Annotated in this window: 1 protein-coding gene; it reads left to right on the top strand. The window is 52.0% G+C overall.

The window, feature by feature from the left end:
- Positions 1-439: 439 nt before the first annotated feature.
- The coding region (locus WFM46_RS23745) for an aminotransferase class I/II-fold pyridoxal phosphate-dependent enzyme (protein ID WP_336998726.1) at positions 440-1,052 on the top strand (613 nt) is incomplete at its 3' end.

Genomic DNA, 1,052 nt, shown 5'->3' with positions numbered 1-1,052 from the left:
CATTAACGCCGCGCGATCGAACACCGCCAGCAGCATATTGAATATTTCGTGCACGGGTAAACCTGGGAAAAGAGGAAAGAACCATGATAAAAAACCTGACGCTCAATGACCAGCCATCCCGCTCTTTTATAAAATGGGGATAAACCACGTTAATCAAAGGGGATTGTATCTAAGGTCGCCTGAGCGGGGAGAAAAGCCAAAAAGCCACCCGGAAGTCGTAACTGTAATGATATTAAAATGTTAATAAAAAGGTATTAATAATACCTCTTTTCTTTTTTGCTTCCGGTTTTTGCTTAAGCAGAGTTCCCGTTTTAGCGCTACGCTTTTTTTATTTCTCCCCCCTCGACAAGGTGAATTTTTTCAGGTTATTTTCTAAGCACGCCACATCCGTGGCGACGTCGCTCGGACGGTCCGGGCGCTAACGTAATCTGAGGAATTTATGGCTGACTCCAGTCCTGAACGCCGTTTTTCGCGTATCGATCGTCTTCCCCCGTATGTGTTTAACATTACTGCTGAATTGAAAATGGCTGCGCGTCGGCGCGGCGAAGACATTATCGATTTCAGTATGGGTAATCCGGACGGCGCTACGCCGCCCCATATCGTGGAAAAACTCTGCACCGTCGCCCAGCGCCCGGACACGCATGGTTACTCAACCTCTAAAGGGATTCCGCGTTTACGCCGCGCCATTTCGCGCTGGTATCAGGAACGCTATCAGGTGGAGATCGACCCTGAGAGCGAAGCCATTGTCACCATCGGTTCAAAAGAGGGGCTGGCGCATCTGATGCTGGCGACGCTGGACCATGGCGACACGGTGCTGGTGCCGAACCCCAGCTACCCGATCCATATTTACGGTGCGGTCATTGCCGGTGCGCAGGTGCGCTCTGTGCCGCTGGTTGAAGGCGTCGACTTTTTTAACGAGCTGGAGCGCGCCATCCGGGAAAGCTATCCGAAGCCGAAGATGATGATCCTCGGTTTTCCTTCCAACCCGACCGCCCAGTGCGTGGAACTCGACTTCTTTGAGAAAGTGGTGGCCCTGGCGAAGCGCTACGACG

It is taken from the genome of Leclercia sp. M50 (assembly GCF_037150775.1).
GTDB lineage: Bacteria > Pseudomonadota > Gammaproteobacteria > Enterobacterales > Enterobacteriaceae > Enterobacter.
The sequence above is the reverse complement of the archived record's forward strand: the minus strand, read 5'-3'. Positions and strand labels throughout refer to the sequence as shown.